Origin of the sequence: Streptomyces gobitricini (assembly GCF_039532985.1) — a bacterium.
In the GTDB taxonomy this organism is placed as follows: domain Bacteria; phylum Actinomycetota; class Actinomycetes; order Streptomycetales; family Streptomycetaceae; genus Streptomyces; species Streptomyces gobitricini.
This window is the reverse complement of the sequence record NZ_BAAASR010000020.1, coordinates 17744-34236: the sequence shown is the minus strand read 5'-3', so window position 1 is coordinate 34236 and position 16493 is coordinate 17744. Positions and strand designations below refer to the sequence as shown.

Here is a 16493-nt window from a genome sequence, read left to right as displayed (position 1 = left end):
GTGGCCGGCCTCACCGCCGGCACCGCTCCCGCACGAAGAACGGCTTCAGCAGTGACACGGACGAAGGGATCGACAGTGGCCCGCACAGTTCCATCCGGCAGGTGCCCGTGGGGGCATTCGGCCCCGTCGAAGGCGAGGTAGCGGCATGCGTAGAGTCGCCATCACCGGACTGGGCGTCGTGGCCCCCGGCGGGGTCGGCGTGAAGGAGTACTGGGACCTCCTCACGGCGGGGCGCACCGCCACCCGCCGGATCTCCTTCTACGACCCCTCCCCGTTCCGCTCGCAGGTCGCCGCCGAGTGCGACTTCGACCCGGCGGCCGCGGGGCTCACCCCCCAGGAGATCCGCAGGCTCGACCGGGCCGCGCAGTTCGCGGTCGTCTCCACCCGCGAGGCCCTCGCCGACAGCGGCCTCGACGTCGCCGCCCTCGACCCGGGGCGTGTCGGTACCTCGCTGGGCAGCGCGGTCGGCTGCACCACCAGCCTGGAGCGCGAGTACGTGGTGGTCAGCGACGGCGGCCGCAAGTGGAACGTCGACCACGAGTACGCCGTCCCCGAGCTGTACCGGCACTTCGTGCCCAGCTCGATGGCCGCTGAAGTGGGCCGCGCCGCGGGCGCCGAGGGTCCGGCCGCCGTGGTCTCGACCGGCTGCACCTCGGGCCTGGACTCGCTCGGTCACGCCGTGGACCTGATCCGGGAGGGCACCGCCGACGTGATGATCGCCGGCGCCACCGAGGCCCCGATCTCGCCGATCACCTCGGCCTGCTTCGACGCCATCCACGCCACCACCCCCCGCAACGACACCCCCGAGAGCGCCTGCCGGCCCTTCGACCGGACCCGCAGCGGCCTCGTCCTCGGCGAAGGCGCGGCGATCCTCGTCCTGGAGGAGCTGGAGAGCGCCCGCCGGCGCGGCGCCCACATCTACGCGGAGATCGCGGGATTCGCCTCCCGTTGCAACGCGTACCACATGACCGGCCTCAAGCCCGACGGCCGCGAGATGGCCGAGGCCATCGACGTCGCCCTCGGCGAGGCGGCCCTCGCCCCGGACTCGGTGGACTACATCAACGCCCACGGCTCCGGCACCAAGATGAACGACCGCCACGAGACCGGCGCCTTCAAGCGCAGCCTCGGCGCGCACGCGTACGAGACCCCGGTCAGCTCCATCAAGTCGATGATCGGGCACTCCCTCGGCGCGATCGGCTCGCTGGAGATCGCCGCCTGCGCCCTGGCCATGGAGCACGGTGTGCTGCCGCCCACCGCCAACCTCCACGAGCCCGACCCCGAGCTGGACCTCGACTACATCCCCCTGACCGCCCGCGAGAAGAAGACCGACGTGGTGCTCAGCGTGGGCAGCGGCTTCGGCGGTTTCCAGAGCGCCATGGTGCTGGCCCGCCCGGAGAGGAGAACCGCATGACCACGGCAACCGTGGTGACAGGCCTCGGCATCACCGCCCCCAACGGGCTGGGGACCGAGGACTTCTGGAAGGCCACCCTCGCCGGCGAGTCCGGCCTGGGCCCGGTCACCCGCTTCGACGCCGGCCAGTACCCCTCGCGCGTCGCGGGCGAGGTGTCCGACTACGTGGCCGAGGAGCACATCCCCAGCCGGCTGATGCCCCAGACCGACCACATGACCCGCCTCGCCCTGACGGCGGCGGACTGGGCCCTGGCCGACGCCGGCATCAACCCGGAGGAGATGCCCGAGTTCGGCATCGGCGTGGTGACCTCGGCGTCCGGAGGGGCCGTCGAGTTCGGCCAGCGGGAGCTGGAGAACCTGTGGAGCAAGGGCAAGGAGTACGTCAGCGCGTACCAGTCCTTCGCCTGGTTCTACGCCGTCAACACCGGGCAGATCTCCATCCGCCACAAGCTGCGCGGCCCGAGCGGCGTGCTGCTCACCGAGCAGGCCGGCGGCATCGACGCGATCGGGCAGGCGCGCCGCCACGTCCGCAAGGGGTTCCCGGCCGTCATCTCCGGCGGTGTCGACGCGGCCATCTGCCCCTGGGGCTGGGTCCCGCAGATCGCCTCCGGGCTGATGAGCACGGTGAACGACCCCGAGCGGGCCTACCTGCCCTTCGCGGCCGACGCCAGTGGATACGTGCCGGGCGAGGGCGGCGCGATCCTCATCGTCGAGGACGAGCGGTCCGCACGCGACCGGGGCGCCACCCAGGTGTACGGGGAGATCGTGGGGTACGCGGCGACCCTCGACCCGGCACCCGGCTCCGGCCGCCCGCCGGGGCTGCGCCGGGCCGCCGGGAACGCCCTGGCGGACGCGGGGCTCACCCCCGCCGACGTGGACGTCGTCTTCGCCGACGCCGCCGGTACGCCCGCGGCCGACCGGGCCGAGGCCGAGGCCCTCGCGGGGCTCTTCGGGCCGCACGGCGTACCCGTGACGGCGCCCAAGACGATGACGGGGCGGCTGCTCGCCGGAGGCGCCGCGCTGGACGTGGCGACGGCCCTGCTCGCGCTGCGGGACGGCGTGATCCCGCCGACCGCGCACGTGACGGAGGCCGCACCGGAGCACCGTATCGACCTCGTCACCGGCCAGGCCCGTGAGGCGAGGCTGCGCACCGCGCTCGTACTGGCCCGCGGGCACGGCGGCTTCAACGCGGCGCTCGTCGTACGGCACGCCTCCTGACGGCAGGACCACGCGCACGACGCCGGACGGTCCCGCCCGGCGCGTGCGCCCCGCCCGACGACCGGTGGAACACCGTCCCGGCAGGCCCCGCCGGGCGAGGGGCCCGGCGGCGGCCCGTCCCGGGACCGCACCGGACCCCTCCGCGAGACCCCACGAGACACCCCCACGAGACACCCCCACGAGGACCCCCCCACGGCTCAGCTCCCGCCGGAAGCACGTTTCAGGAACCGGCTGGGGTCCGACAGGCACCATCCGAGTAGTTCTACGAGAGGACGGCACCGACCATGAACACGACGACCACCACCGTCACCCTGGCCGACCTGACCCGCATGCTCCGCGAGAGCGCCGGCGAGGAGGAGGGCATCGACCTGGACGGCGACGTCATCGACACCCCCTTCATGGACCTCGGCTACGACTCCCTCGCGCTGCTCCAGGTCATAGGGCAGATCCAGCGCGAGTACGGCATCGCGATCCCGGACGACGCCGTCGTCGACGCCGAGACCCCCGGGGCGCTCCTCGCCCTCATCAACGCCGGTCAGGGCACCGCCGCCTGATCCGGCCCCCGCACGCGGCCGCCCCGCCGACATCCCCCGTAGCGGGGCGGCCGCTTCCCTCAAGCACTCCGTCAGCGGCCGGAGCCGCGGCCCCACGAGGAGGAAGCATGTCTCTCACGTCGTACAGCGCGGTCGTCCGGAGACTCGTCGTCAGCCCCGGCCCCGCGCATGAGCAGCGGGCCCAGTCCGTGGCCTCGGCCGCTGCCGTCTCGGCCGTGCTCCGCGCCTTCGGCCGGCCCCCCGGGGAACTCCCGGTGCGCACCGTCGTCCACATCGGAGCCGCCGCGCTCGACCCTAGCCTCGGGCCCGAGCACGAGGGGTTCACCGTCCGCACCGCGCTCACCCCCGGTCGCGCCCTGCGCCAGGCCCATCGCGAACTCCAGGACGGGGAGGCGGACTTCGCCATGGTCGCCGGGTTTGGCGAACCGGACCCGCACACCATCACCGTGTACGCGGTCAAGCGGGCCGCCGAGGCGGTCGCCGACGCCGACCGCGTGCTGGGCGTCCTGGACGTGACGGGAACCGACGAGGACGCCGTCCCACCCCTGCGCCCGCTGTACCACGGCCACCGCGCCACCGCCCCCGAACGCCACCGGCTGCTGCTCTGGTCGGGCCGGGACGCGGAGGACGAGGTCCGGGTCCGCGGTGAACTGCTGCCGCTGCTGAGCGGACTGCACAGCGAGGCGTTCCCCGCCCTGCCCACCGCCGTGCCCTGCGGCACCCCGCCGGGGCCCGTGCGAGGAGCGGCCGTCGCCGTCGCCGCGCTCGCCGCCGGTACGGTCCACAAGGCCAAGGCGGTACGCGCGGACCGGCCCCGCCCGGTCGCCCTGCTCTTCCCCGGCCAGGGGTCCCAGCACGCCGGCATGGCCCGCGGTCTGTACCGCCGTGAGCCCGTGTTCACCGCGGCCGTCGACGCGGCCCTCGCCCACATGGGCGACGAGGGCGAGCGGATCCGGGAGGACTGGCTCACGCCCGGCGAACCGCGCGTCCCGATCGACGACGTACGCCGCGCCCAGCCGCTGCTGTTCGCGATCGACTACGCGCTCGGCCGGATGCTCCTCGGCTGGGGAGTGCGCCCGGTGGCGCTCCTCGGGCACAGCGCGGGTGAGCTGGTCGCGGCGGTCGTCGCCGGTGTCGTGTCGCTGCCCGACGCGGTCGCCATGGTGATGACGCGGGTCCGGGAGGCGGTGAGGATCCCGGCGGGCGGCATGCTGGCCGTCGCCGCGAGCGAGACGCTGATGCGCCCGTACCTGAACGCGGACGTGGCCATCGCAGCCGTCAACGCCGCCCAGCAGGTCATGCTCGCTGGTTCCGCGGAGCCGCTGGCCGCCACCGAGGCACGGCTGCGGGCCGACGGCTTCACGGTGGTCACGGTGCCCGCGACGAGCCCCTTCCACTCCCCGGCGATGGCCCCCGCGTCCGACGCCGTGGAGGCCGACTACCGCCGCATTCCGTTCCGCGAGCCGGCCCTGCCGCTGTACTCCGGCTACACCGGGGCGCTGATGCGCCCGGAGGAGGCGCTCAGCCCGCGCTTCTGGGCCCGCCAGATCACCGACACCGTCCACTTCCGCGCGGCGCTGGAGGAACTCGTCGCGATCGAGGACGTCCTGCTCGTCGAGGCCGGGCCGCGCCAGACACTCACGGCGTTCGCCCGCAGGCACCGGGCGGTCCGCCTCGGCGCGAGCGCGGTCGCCCCGCTGCTGCCCGCCCGCCCCGGCACGGCGGAGGCCGACCGCCAGTCGGTGCTGGCCGCGGCGGCGCGGATCTGGACCGAGGGCCACGACCTCGACATGGACGCGGTGTCCCGGCTGTGGACGTGGAGCGGCGAGGAGGACGCCGCCCCGTCCGCGGGGGCCGGGGCGGCGGGGCGGCGGGAACCGGCACCCGCCCTGCGCTCATGAGGGTGGTGACACGGTTCCTGCGCGGCTGCTACGACGCCCTGGCAGCCGCCGGGTGGCTCTGGCTCGGCCTCCCGATGGCACCGCCGCCGGTGTCGCGGCCGGAGCTGCGTCCCCCGTCGCACGGTCACCCCGAGCGGCTGCGGCCGGACCTCCCGCCGAGCGACGCGGAGCTGGCGCTGTGGCGGCAGCTGATGGAGCCGGCGCGGAAGCGGTGACAACAGGGCGGGCGTTACGCCGCATGGCGGGCGCCCGTGTCTCCCATAAAGCCGAAGAAACGTTAATTCGACATCGTCGGACGTTCCTCAGGAAACACCTACGGTTCGGCACGTCTTCCCCGGAAGAGACCCCCCGAACAGAGGTGACACCCGATGCTCCGCAGACACGCCACAGCCGCGTGCGCCACCCTCACCGCCGTCGGCGCGCTCGTGCTGGCCGGTTCGCCCGGCGCGGTCGCCGGTGAGGCGCCCGCGCCTCCGTCGACCCCCGCGGCGACCGGCACCCCCGGCGTCGACAAGCCGTCCCCGGCCCTCCTCGACGCCATGCAGCGCGACCTCGGCCTGACCCGGGAACAGGCCGAGACCCGGCTGAGGAACGAGGCCGAGGCCGGCACCCGGGCGGGCCGCCTGCGCAACACCCTGGGCGACCGGTTCGCGGGGGCGTGGGTGAGCGGTCCGGTCTCCGCCACGCTCACCGTCGCCACCACCGACGCCGCCGACACCGCCGCCATCAAGGCGGGCGGGGCGGAGGCGAAGGTGGTCCGCCACGGGCTCAAGCGGCTGGAGGCCGCCAAGGCCAAGCTGGACAAGGGCTCCCTGCGGACGAAGACCGCCGACGCCCCCGTCTGGTACGTCGACCTCCGCACCAACAGCGTGACTCTCGAGGCCTCCGAGGCCTCCGCCGCCGACGTCTTCCTCACCGCCACCGGCGTCGAGCGCGACCTCGTACGCGTCAAGTCGACCACCGAGCGGCCGCGCCCGCTGGCGCACGACATCCGGGGCGGCGACGCCTACTACATCGGCACCAGCCGCTGCTCCGTGGGGTTCGCGGTGGTCTCCGGCACCCAGCAGGGCTTCGCCACCGCCGGGCACTGCGGCCCGGCCGGCGCCGCGACCCTGGGACACAACAAGGTGGCCCAGGGCGAGTTCAAGGCCTCGACCTTCCCCGGCAAGGACATGGCCTGGGTGGCCGCCAACGCCGACTGGACGGCGACCGCCCAGATCAAGGGGCAGGGCGACCAGAACGTTGAGGTCGCCGGCTCCACCGAGGCCCTCGTCGGCGCGTCGATCTGCCGGTCCGGCTCCACCACCGGCTGGCACTGCGGCACCGTCGAGCAGCACGACACCAGCGTGTCCTACCTCCAGGGGACCGTGAAGGGCCTGACCCGCACCACGGTCTGCGCCGAGCCGGGCGACTCGGGCGGCCCGTACATCTCCGGAACTCAGGCCCAGGGCGTCACCTCCGGCGGCTCCGGCAACTGCAAGGACGGCGGCACCACCTTCTACCAGCCGGTCAACCCGCTGCTCCAGGAGTACGGCCTGACCCTGAAGACGAACGCCCCCGACCCGGGCGAAACCGGCAAGGCGGGCGGCACCTGGGCCGCCGGCAAGGTCTATCAGGCGGGCGACCAGGTGACGTACGACGGAGTCTCCTACCGGTGCCTCCAGCCGCACCAGGCCCAGCCGGGCTTGCGCCCCTCGGAGACCGCCGGCCTGTGGCAGCGCGTCTGACCGGCGCGGCGGCGGGCAGGGGCGAGGCCCGCTCCGGCCGCCGGGCCGGGCTCCGCCCCGTCGCACTCCCGGGCGGTCCGCCGCCGGCGGGCGGGCGCCCGCGACCCCGCTCCGGCCCGCGAGCATGACGCGGGCCGCCTCCCGCCCGAGGATCCGCCGCGTCTACGACCCGCCCGGATCCGGTGACGGGGTACGGGTCCTCGTCGACCGCCTCTGGCCGCGCGGCCTGTCCAAGACGGACGCGCACGTCGACGAGTGGCCCAAGTCCCTGACCCCGTCCACCGGACTCAGGCGGTGGTACCACGCGGCGGAGGGCGACGCGTACGAGGAGTTCCGGCGGCGCTACGAGGCCGAACTCGCCCGGCCGGAGGCGGCCGAGGCGCTCGACCGGCTGCGCGACCTCGCCCGGAAGGGGCCGCTCACGCTGCTCACCGCCTCCAGGGAACCGGACCGCGGCCACGCGGCCGTGCTCGCGGAACTGCTCAAGGGGTGACCGGGCCGGCATCGCCCTCGGCGGTCCGGGGCGCGGGCACGGGCACGGGCACCGGGTGACCGGCCGTCAGCAGCAGCACCCCACGCGCCGCCACCGCACCCGAGACCGCCGCGACCAGCCACCCGGCGGGGCCCGCCCGGAACGTCTCGCCGAGCAGCGCGACGCCGATGACGGCCGCCACCGCCGGGTTCGCGAGGTTCACCACCGCGAGCGGCGCCGCCAGTCCGCCCCGGAACGCCGCCTGCGCCAGCAGCAGCCCGCCCATGGCGAACACCGACACCAGCACCGCCAGGAGCCCCGTCTGCCACCAGGTCACCGGCCCGCCGGGCAACTCCCGCGCCAGCGCCGCGGTGACCGTCTGCGTCAGCGCCGACGCCACGCCCGACGCCACCCCCGACGCCGTCGCCAGACCCAGACCGCGGCCCCCGCGGCGGACCAGCACGGCGATGGCCGCCGCCGTCACCGCGGCCACCGACAGGGCCTCCGGCAGCGACAGCGCGTCCCCCGGCGTCGCCGGTCCCACCACCGCGACCAGACCGACGAGACCGCCCAGGGTGCACAGCGCGCCGCGCCACTCCACCCGGGTCACCCGCCGCCGCTCGTAGTACGCCCCCACCGGCAGCGCGGCGACCAGCGTCAGCGCGCCGAGCGGCTGGACCAGGGTGAGCGGCCCGTGGTGCAGCGCCGCGACATGGGTGAGCGCGCCCGCCGCGTTCAGCCCGATCGCCCACCACCACAGCGGCCGGGCGAGCAGCGCCCTGGTGCCCGCGCCGCCCGCGGCCAGCCGGGACTGGGCGACAGCCGCCAGGGCGTACCCGGCGGCCGAGGCCAGCGACAGCAGCAGGGCGAACAGCGTGGCCCTCATCCCGCCACCGCCCGGATCCGCGGTGGCGCCGGCCACCGGGCGGCGACCGGCCGCCGTACCAGCGCGAGAGCGGCGCCGAGCAGTGCCGTGGCCACCACAGCGTCCAGCCAGTAGTGGTTGGCCGTGCCGACGATCACCAGCAGGGTGACGAGCGGGTGGAGCAGCCACAGGGCCCGCCACCGGCCGCGCGTGGCGGCGATCAGCCCGACGGCGACCATCAGCGCCCACCCGAAGTGCAGCGACGGCATCGCCGCGAACTGGTTGGCCATGCCGTCCGTCGCGGGCGTGGCGCCGTACACGGACGGCCCGTAGACCCGCGCGGTGTCGACGAGCCCCGCCTCGGCCAGCATGCGGGGCGGCGCGAGGGGCACCAGCAGGTGGAGCGCGAGGGCGGCGGCGGTCAACAGTGCCAGGGCGCGGCGCGCCCAGACGTAGTGGCCGGGGCGGCGCCAGTAGAGCCAGCCCAGGAAGGCGGCCGTGGCGGGGAAGTGGACCCAGGCGTAGTAGGCGTTCGCGGCGTGCACGAGGGCCGCGCCGTCCAGGACCAGGTGCTGCACCCGGCCCTCGCCCGGCAGGTGCAGGGCACGCTCCAGGTCCCACACCCGGTCCGCGTTGCCGAAGGCCAGGGCCTCATGGCCGTTCGCCACCGACCGGCCCAGCTTGTAGACGAGGAACAGGGCTGTCACCAGCACCAGTTCGCGTACCAGGGGCGGCCGTGGCGGATCGGTCGTCTCCGGCTCGGCATGACGTATCCCGGCGGTCCCGGCAGCCATTCTCCGGCCTCATTCACAGATCAAAACGGAAGCAAACGAGTGAAGCGTAGGTCCGTTTTTATCGAGACGCAAACGTATCGATACGGTTGCGTCTCGATTGAGCGGCCCTTAGTCTCGTACGTGCAGGACACCCCCGCCCCCTTCGTGGAGGAACCGATGCCGACGCAGGCCGCCACGGCCGCCAGGACCGGCGCCCGCCGCAGCAGGATCAGCCCCGAGCGCGAGCTGGAGCTGTACGGGGCCGTGCTCGACCTGCTGCGGGAGGGCGGCTACGACGCCGTGACCATGGAGGGTGTCGCCGCCCGCACGAAGTGCGGCAAAGCCACCCTCTACCGCCAGTGGAGGACCAAGGCCCAGTTGGTGACGGCCGCCCTCGGCAAGAGCCGGAGCGGCCTGTTCACCGGCATCGACACCGGGTCCCTGGCGGGCGACCTGCGCGCGGCCGCGCTCGCCGCGGCGGGACGCGGCGGCCGTGACACCGAACTGATGGAGGCCGTCGGCCAGGCCTATCTCCACCACCCGGATCTGCGCCGGGCGCTGCGCGAAACGGTCATCGACCCGGAGGTCGCCGCGCTCGACGCGATGCTCCGGCGCGGTGTCGAGCGCGGTGAGATCGCCGCCGACAACCCGGCCATCGCCTTCGTAGCCCCCGGGCTGCTCGGCGTCCTGCGTGTCGAGCGGCTCTTCGAGGACCGGTTCGGTCAGGAGGACGCCCTGCCGGCGTACGTGGAAGCGGTGATCCTCCCGGCCCTCGGGATCGCCCCCTCCGACACCTGACGGCCGCCTCGCCGCCCCGCGCCCACCGGTGGGCGCGGAGTCGACCACCCCGCCGCCCCCGTGGCCCGGCCGACGGTCACCACCCGACCTGCGCCCCGGATCCACCGGTACCGGCCTCCGCGTGCGCGCGGGTGGTCCACGGCCCGCGCCGGCGGCCGCAGCCGCGGCCCCGCGGTGTCGCCCGGACCAGCGACGGAGGCCACGCACAGCCCGCCGACCCCGCACTCCTCGGACGGGCCCGCCTCCGCCCCGAGGCCACCGCGCCCCGGCGGCCATGGTTCACCCCCTGTGCCCCCGGCCCGGGCGGCCGTTCGTACCTTCCTGCTGCCCCCGTCCCGGCGGCCGTCGTTCACCCCTGTGCCCCCGGCCCGGCTCCCCGTCCCGGGCGTCCGTCCTTCACCCCCGTAGCCTCGGCGCCTCCGCCACCGGGTCCACCGGGTCCACCGGTCCGTCCAGCCGGCCTGCCAGCGACCGCGCCCAGGTCGCCAGGGCGCCCACGTCGATCCCGTACGGACGACGGGTGAACGCCCCGATCCGGTCCGCTCCCCGGAGCAGCAACCGGGCCCCGCCGGCCGTGTTGCCCCGGGCGGCGTGGGTCAGCCCGACCGCCAGCTGTGCCAGCCCCCGCCACAGCTCCCGCTCCTCCTCCGGGCCGGACTTCCAGGCGTCCTCCAGGACCTCGTGGGCGTGGAACGGCATGCCGGAGTCCAGCAGCCGCTGCGCCTCCCGTACCGTCTCGTCCGGCGTGCGCACCACCCCTTCGGGCTGCCGCTCCACCCCCTCCTCCCCGTACGGCAGGGGGCGGCCCAGCCCGTCCCTCGGGCGGGCGTTGCGCGCCCGCCCCTCTTCGTCCCGGTCCCTTCGCGTCCTGTTCACGCCCCAATTGTCACCCGTACGGCGGGTACCGTCCCAACCATGTCCGCCGACCGGGGGACCGGACTACGCTCGGCTTGCCACGGAGTGTGGGGACTCGACGGGTACTCGTGGGGGAGGGAAGGCGATGCTGCCGTCCCGGCCGGAACACCGGCGCGCCGTGCCGCTGTTGGAGCGCGAGCCGGAGCTCGCCGCCGCGGCCCGCGCCGTGGCGGCGCTGTGCGGCCCGGCGGCCTGCGGCAGTCTGCTGGTCTACCGGGGCGAGGCCGGTATCGGCAAGACGGCCATGCTCGCGGCGGTCCGCCGGATCGCCGAGGACAGGTGCACCGTCAGCGGCGGGTGCGGCGGTGAAGCCGTCACCTCCGCCCCCTTCCACCTCGTACGGCAACTGCTGCGGCCCGTCCTCGCCGGGCTCACCGACGACCGGGTCCGACACCTCTTCGGCGACTGGTACGAGGTCGCCGCCCCCGCCCTCGGTCTCGTGGCCCCCGGCGGGCGGACCGCCGACCCCCAAGGCGTGCGCGACGGCCTGGACTGGTTCGCCGCGCGGCTCGTCGAGCGCCACCGGGCCCGGCCCCTCGTCCTGCTCGTCGACGACGCGCACCGGGCGGACACCGAGTCCCTGACCTGGCTCGCCTCGCTGGCCGTGAGCGTGCCCAGCCATCCGCTGCTCGTCGTCCTCGCCCACCGCGCCGACCCGCCGCCCGGCGCCGCCCGGCTGCTCGACCGGCTCGGCGGCGCCGCCCGGCTGCGGGTCACCCTGCACCCCTTCAGCCCCGGCGCGACCGCCGAACTGGTCCGTGCCGCCCTCGGTGACCGGGCGGACGACCCGTTCTGCCGCGAGGTGTGGACGGTGACCGGCGGCAATCCGTACGAAACGGTCGAACTGCTCGCCAAGGTCCGGGACCAACTGCTCGACCCCGTCGAACGGTCGGTGGGCCGGCTGCGCGACCTCGGCGCCTCCGCCCGCGGCAGCGGCCTCGTCGCCCGGCTGGAGCGCCTCGGCACCGGCCCCGCCCGGCTCGCCCGGGCCGCCGCCGTGCTCGGCACCGGCAGCCCGCGCGGACTGGCCGCCTCGCTCGCCGGGATGACCTCCGCCGAGGCCACCGGCTGCGCCGAACGGCTCCGGGAGGCCCGTATCGTCACCGGGTCCGACCCGTTGGAGTTCGTCCACCCGCTCATCGCGTCCGCCGTGTACCGCTCCATCCCGCCCGCCACCCGCACCGCCATGCACGGCCGGGCCGCCTGGGCCGTCGCCCGCGCCGGTCTCGGCGCCGCGGCAGCCTCCCGCCACCTGCTGGAGATCCACCCGGGCGACGACGAGGAAGTCGTCGTCCAGCTGCGCGAGGCCGCCCGCGAGCACCTCGCCGTCGGCGCCCCGGAGGCCGCCCGCCGCTGCCTGGAGCGCGCCCTCCTGGAACCCCCGCCGCCCCGGATGTACGCCCAGGTCCTCTACGAACTCGGCTGCGCCACCCTCCTCACCTCGCCCGCCGCCACCGTGCGCCACCTCCGCTCCGCCCTCGCCCTGCCCGGCCTCGACGGCGACCTGCGCACCGACGCCACCTGCCGCCTCGCCCAGGCCCTGGCCCACAACGACCAGCTCCGCGAGGCCGCCCACTCCGTCGCCGCCGAGGCCGCCCGCGCCCCCGCGGGCCCCGCCCGCATGCGCCTCCAGGCGGCCCACTTCATGTACGAGGCGTTCCGGGCCACCGAGGAGGACGGAGCCGGCCGCTCCCGCCGTCTCGCCGAACTCGCCGACCACCTGCCCGGGGCCGGCAACACCGAGCGTGCCCTGCTGTCCCTGCGGGCCTTCGACGCCATGCTGCGGGGCGAGGACGCCGAACACGTCCTCCATCTGTGCGACCGCGCCCTCGTCGACGGCCGCCCGGCGCGCGGCCTGAGCTGGACCGACACCGAGTGGGGCTTCGAGACCCCCGCCATGGTCGGCGTCGCCTACGCCTTCACCGACCGGCCCGACCGGGCCCTGGACCTGTTCGAGGAAGCCGTACGCGCCTATGAGATCTCCGGCTGGAGAGGCGCCCACCACGCCTTCGCGCACACCCTCCTCGGCCTCGCCCACCGCCGTCGCGGCGCGCTCGTCGAGGCCGAGGGCTTTCTGCGCGAGGGCCTCCGTCTCGCCGATCGCGTCGGCGCCGGACTGCCCGTCCAATGGGACGCCGCCTGCCTGCTCGTCGACACCCTGCTCGCCCGTGGCCGGGTGACCGAGGCACGCGACATCGCCACCCGCCACCGCTTCGGCCCACCATGGCCGAACGTCATGATCATGCCGGACGGCCCCTGCGTCCACGCCCGCCTGCTGCTGGCCGAAGGCCGTACGGAGGAGGCGGTCGCCGAGCTGGAGGCCGCCGGCCGCGCCTTCGAGGCCCGCGACCGCCACAACGGCCTCTGGGCCCCCTGGGCCTGCGACCTCGCCCGCGCGCTGGCCACCGACGACCCCACCCGCGCCGCCCGGCTCGCCACCCGCGCCCGCCTCCAGGCCGAGCGCTTCGGCACCGACACCGCCATCGGCGAAGCCCTCCGGTGCGCCGCCCTCTTCGCCCGCGCGGAGGAGGCGGTCCAGCTCCTCGCCCAGGCCGTCCACCACCTGAAGGCCTCCCCCTCCGCGTACGAACACGCGCAGGCCCGTCACGAGTACGCCCTGGCCATCCGCTGCCCGAAGGAACTCGCCCACGCCGCCGCCCTGGCCACCGCCTGCGGCGCCGACCACCTCGCCGCCCGCGCCCTCCGCGACCACGCCCACCTCACCCGCGACACGGACCCCGTCCCGGAGTGAGGTAATCTTTCTCCTGCGCGCTCACCCCGGCAGCAGCCGAGGAACCCGCGCATCGGGACGTGGCGCAGCTTGGTAGCGCACTTGACTGGGGGTCAAGGGGTCGCAGGTTCAAATCCTGTCGTCCCGACTTTTCGAAGTCGCAGGTCAGGGGCCGTTTCAGAGCAATCTGGAACGGCCCCTGATCGTTCTCGGGGAACAGTTGGGGGACCGGGCGGGGACCGACTCGCCTTCACCGCGTCAGCGGTCTCCGGCTGCCGAGCCGGGGATGCCGGTACCACCCACGCGATCAGGACCGTCCGGCGTCCCCGAGGAGATCCGCCCGCTCGCCGCGTGACGCGTCCTGCCGGCCGGACCCCATCCCGATGCCCACACGCGCACCGGACCTCGGGGCTGCCGCCCGCAGCAGCCCGACCGCGTCGTAGCGCCGCGGCATCCGGTCGGGCCCCCGGCCTGCCCGGCGAAGTCCCCGACGGGGAACCCGGTGTCTCCCGGTCCACGGCTTCCCACGGTGTCGGAGTCAGGCGGCGCGCGCGAGGGACCTGCGACGCTGTCGCCGGGATGTGCTTCGCAGGCTAACGTGCCAACTGGTCAGTTCTGGAGCACCTCCCCATCAGAAGACCCGAGGAACGCACATGACGCAGCAGCCACGTGAGCAGTGGGCCACGCGTGCCGGGTTCCTGATGGCCGCCATCGGTTCGGCCATCGGGCTCGGCAACATCTGGCGCTTTCCGGCCATCGCCTACGAGAACGGCGGCGGCGCCTTCTTGCTGCCGTACCTGATCGCCCTTCTCACCGCCGGCATCCCGTTGCTCATCCTGGAGTACACGATCGGCCGCAAGTACCGGATGTCACCGCCGGCCGCGCTGCGCCGGATGTCGAGGCCGGCGGAGGTCATCGGCTGGTGGCAGGTCGTCATCTCCTTCGTGATCGCCACCTACTACGCCGTCATCATCGCGTGGGCGATCCGCTACGTCGGCTTCTCCGTCGGGCAGCAGTGGGGTGACGATCCCGAGAGTTTCCTCTTCGGCGACTTCCTGGAGACCTCGGCGACTCCGGGCGTCATCTCCAGCTACGTGCCCGGCGTGCTCTGGCCGCTGATCGCCGTGTGGGTGGTCGTGCTGGCCATCCTGGCGTTCGGCGTCCGGCGAGGCATCGAACGCGCCAACAAGATCTTCATCCCGCTGCTCGTCGTCTTCTTCGTGGCCCTGGTGATCCGGGCCCTCACGCTGGACGGCGCGGCGAGCGGGCTGGACGCCCTGTTCTCACCCAATTGGTCGGAACTGACCAATGGAAGTGTCTGGGTCGCCGCGTACGGCCAGATCTTCTTCTCGCTGTCGATCGGCTTCGGCATCATGATCACGTACGCCTCGTACCTGGGCCGGCGTGCGGACCTCACCGGCTCCGCCATGGTGGCGGGCTTCGCCAACAGCTCCTTCGAGATCCTCGCGGGCATCGGCGTCTTCGCCACGCTCGGCTATCTGGCCACCGCTGCCGGGGTGCCGGTCGGCGAGGTCGCGAGCGCCGGCATCGGACTGGCGTTCGTCGCGTTCCCGGCGGTCATCTCGGAGATGCCCCTCGGTGGCCTTTTCGGCGTGCTCTTCTTCAGCTCGCTGGTGATCGCGGGGCTCTCGTCGCTGATCTCCATCGTGCAGGTGGTCGTCTCCGCGGTGCAGGACCGCACCGGTATGCGCCGGATGCCCGCGGTGCTCGGTGTCGGCGGCCTGGTGGCCCTGGTGTCCATCGTGCTGTTCCCGACCGACGACGGGCTGTTCCTGCTGGACGCCTCCGACCACTTCATCAACCAGTACGGCATCGCGCTCGCGGCCCTGGTCGCGCTGGTCGTCATCGCCTGGCTGTTGCGGAAGCTTCCGGCGCTCCAGCAGAACGCGGACGCCACCTCCGCCATCCGCCTCGGCCGCTGGTGGCGCGTCTGCCTCGGCGTCATCACCCCACTGGTCCTGGGGTGGATGATGGTCGACAGCCTGCGCACGGAGTTCGACGAGAACTACGAGGGCTACTCGACCGGCTTCCTGCTCACCGCGGGATGGGGTGTCGCCGTCGGCGCGCTCGTCATCGCGGTCATCCTCACGCTGCTGCCCTGGAAGGCCGGCGGTGAGGACATCGACCTCGACATGGAGTCACCCGCCGAGAAGGAGGAGCGCTGATGTCGACCGGCGCCATCATCATGATGATCATCGCCATCGCCGTCGTGTGGGGCGGTCTCGTCGCCGCCATCGTCCGGCTGCGGCGGCAGGCACCCGAGCCCGAGGAGCCGCCGCCGGGAGTCCGTCCCGCCGAGTGAGGTGCCTGCCCGGCGGACCGTCAGGCGCGGGCGTGGACCCCGCGGTGCGAACGGACGCTGCTGGTTGCTTCGGGCTTCGCCGTGACGCCGGTTCCCGGAACCTGGCCGTGGTCCTGGGAACCGGCGTCGTCGTGTGGGGAGGACATCGGCGTCGATGCGTCCGGAGGGGCCGGGCCCGAACCTCGTGCGGCGATCCGCCCGTGCGTCACGGTGCCGTGCGAGGCGTACGGTTCGCGGGCCAGGGCGTGGTCGGCTGGAGCACCGCTTCGCTCAGGGCGCGGGAGCGCAGACCGGTGATCTCCTGGTACTCCGGGTCGGCCACCATGCGGCCGAACGCCTCACGGTCGGGATAGCGGAAGACCAGGACCGCGTCCCAGGACTGCCCCTGCTCGGCGACGAGTGGCGTGCCGCCGTCGCCGGCGTAGAGCAGTTCGCCGCCGTACCGGGCCAGGAAGGCGCCCGCCCGTCGTGAGTACTCCGCGTACAAGGCGCGTCCGCCGGGGGCGAAGCGCAGGAGGTTGAGCATGACGACAGGAGCGCCGGGATCCTCCGTCGTGAACCGCTTGAGCTCGGCACCTTGGGGATCGACGGCCATGGCTTCTCCGTGAGGGTCGGACGGCGGCGGCTTCTCGGACGCGCCCGGGGGCGCGGTCAGGAGCATAGAGGAGAAGGCGCCCCCTTGCATACCGTCCAGTCGGTCCGTCGCGCGGGGCGTTCCCCGTCGCCTCGGTCCGTCTTCCACCGCCGCGGGCGTTCCACGGCTTCCGAGGTGCGGCTCTCGCGGCCGGTCCCTCCTGTCCGGGCGT

The 16493-nt window shown here is 74.4% G+C and carries 15 protein-coding genes and 1 tRNA gene; 12 read left to right on the top strand and 4 right to left on the bottom strand.

Going from position 1 to position 16493, the window contains the following annotated elements; all coding sequences use genetic code 11:
- Nucleotides 1-145 precede the first annotated feature (145 nt).
- The 7 genes from ABD347_RS18670 (at nt 146) to ABD347_RS18640 (ending at nt 7303) form a co-directional block, all read left to right on the top strand.
- Nucleotides 146-1411: a beta-ketoacyl-[acyl-carrier-protein] synthase family protein gene (locus ABD347_RS18670; RefSeq protein WP_344362670.1), complete on the top strand. Its 1266-nt coding sequence runs from the start codon at nt 146-148 to the stop codon at nt 1409-1411.
- Nucleotides 1408-2628 (top strand): ketosynthase chain-length factor, encoded by a 1221-nt coding sequence (locus ABD347_RS18665; protein WP_344362668.1) that lies wholly within the window; start codon nt 1408-1410, stop codon nt 2626-2628. Before ABD347_RS18670 ends, ABD347_RS18665 begins: the two co-directional genes overlap by 4 nt.
- A gap of 284 nt (nt 2629-2912) precedes the next feature.
- Nucleotides 2913-3182, top strand: a complete 270-nt coding sequence (locus ABD347_RS18660; protein ID WP_344362666.1) for an acyl carrier protein — start codon at nt 2913-2915, stop codon at nt 3180-3182.
- Between the two features lie 107 nt (nt 3183-3289).
- Nucleotides 3290-5083 (top strand): acyltransferase domain-containing protein, encoded by a 1794-nt coding sequence (locus tag ABD347_RS18655; protein ID WP_344362663.1) that lies wholly within the window; start codon nt 3290-3292, stop codon nt 5081-5083.
- The gene (locus ABD347_RS18650) at nt 5080-5298 is read left to right on the top strand and encodes a DUF6059 family protein (protein ID WP_344362661.1); all 219 of its coding nucleotides are present in this window, start codon (nt 5080-5082) and stop codon (nt 5296-5298) included. The genes ABD347_RS18655 and ABD347_RS18650 overlap by 4 nt, the downstream gene beginning before the upstream one ends.
- A 153-nt stretch (nt 5299-5451) precedes the next feature.
- Entirely contained in the window at nt 5452-6810 is a 1359-nt protein-coding gene (locus tag ABD347_RS18645) for a trypsin-like serine protease (protein ID WP_344362659.1), read from the top strand.
- Nucleotides 6811-6934: 124 nt separating this feature from the next.
- Entirely contained in the window at nt 6935-7303 is a 369-nt protein-coding gene (locus tag ABD347_RS18640) for a DUF488 domain-containing protein (RefSeq protein WP_344362657.1), read from the top strand.
- On the opposite strand, the gene ABD347_RS18635 is transcribed toward ABD347_RS18640, so the two are convergent.
- Nucleotides 7293-8168, bottom strand: a complete 876-nt coding sequence (locus tag ABD347_RS18635; protein WP_344362655.1) for a DMT family transporter — start codon at nt 8166-8168, stop codon at nt 7293-7295. The genes ABD347_RS18640 and ABD347_RS18635 overlap by 11 nt on opposite strands.
- The gene (locus ABD347_RS18630) at nt 8165-8941 is read right to left on the bottom strand and encodes a phosphatase PAP2 family protein (protein ID WP_344362653.1); all 777 of its coding nucleotides are present in this window, start codon (nt 8939-8941) and stop codon (nt 8165-8167) included. The genes ABD347_RS18635 and ABD347_RS18630 overlap by 4 nt, the downstream gene beginning before the upstream one ends.
- 156 nt (nt 8942-9097) lie before the next feature.
- Here ABD347_RS18630 and ABD347_RS18625 point away from each other — a divergent pair, with 156 nt between their 5' ends.
- Complete coding sequence (locus tag ABD347_RS18625; RefSeq protein ID WP_344362933.1) at nt 9098-9718, top strand: TetR/AcrR family transcriptional regulator; 621 nt, start codon at nt 9098-9100, stop codon at nt 9716-9718.
- A 396-nt stretch (nt 9719-10114) separates the two neighbouring features.
- Here the strand turns inward: ABD347_RS18625 and ABD347_RS18620 are convergent, their stop codons facing one another.
- On the bottom strand, nt 10115-10594 hold the full coding sequence (locus ABD347_RS18620) for a DUF309 domain-containing protein (protein WP_344362650.1): 480 nt from the start codon (nt 10592-10594) through the stop codon (nt 10115-10117).
- Between the two features lie 124 nt (nt 10595-10718).
- On the opposite strand from ABD347_RS18620, the gene ABD347_RS18615 reads away from it, so the two are divergent.
- From ABD347_RS18615 to ABD347_RS18600, 4 genes are all read left to right on the top strand, one after another.
- Complete coding sequence (locus tag ABD347_RS18615; protein WP_344362648.1) at nt 10719-13385, top strand: ATP-binding protein; 2667 nt, start codon at nt 10719-10721, stop codon at nt 13383-13385.
- A gap of 53 nt (nt 13386-13438) precedes the next feature.
- Nucleotides 13439-13512: transfer RNA gene (locus tag ABD347_RS18610), tRNA-Pro, on the top strand.
- Nucleotides 13513-14017: 505 nt separating this feature from the next.
- Nucleotides 14018-15550: a sodium-dependent transporter gene (locus tag ABD347_RS18605; RefSeq protein WP_344362646.1), complete on the top strand. Its 1533-nt coding sequence runs from the start codon at nt 14018-14020 to the stop codon at nt 15548-15550.
- Nucleotides 15550-15687 (top strand): methionine/alanine import family NSS transporter small subunit, encoded by a 138-nt coding sequence (locus tag ABD347_RS18600; protein WP_344362644.1) that lies wholly within the window; start codon nt 15550-15552, stop codon nt 15685-15687. The genes ABD347_RS18605 and ABD347_RS18600 overlap by 1 nt, the downstream gene beginning before the upstream one ends.
- Nucleotides 15688-15892: 205 nt before the next feature.
- Here ABD347_RS18600 and ABD347_RS18595 read toward each other — a convergent pair whose 3' ends face one another.
- Complete coding sequence (locus tag ABD347_RS18595) at nt 15893-16282, bottom strand: DUF1330 domain-containing protein (RefSeq protein ID WP_344362641.1); 390 nt, start codon at nt 16280-16282, stop codon at nt 15893-15895.
- Nucleotides 16283-16493 lie beyond the last annotated feature (211 nt).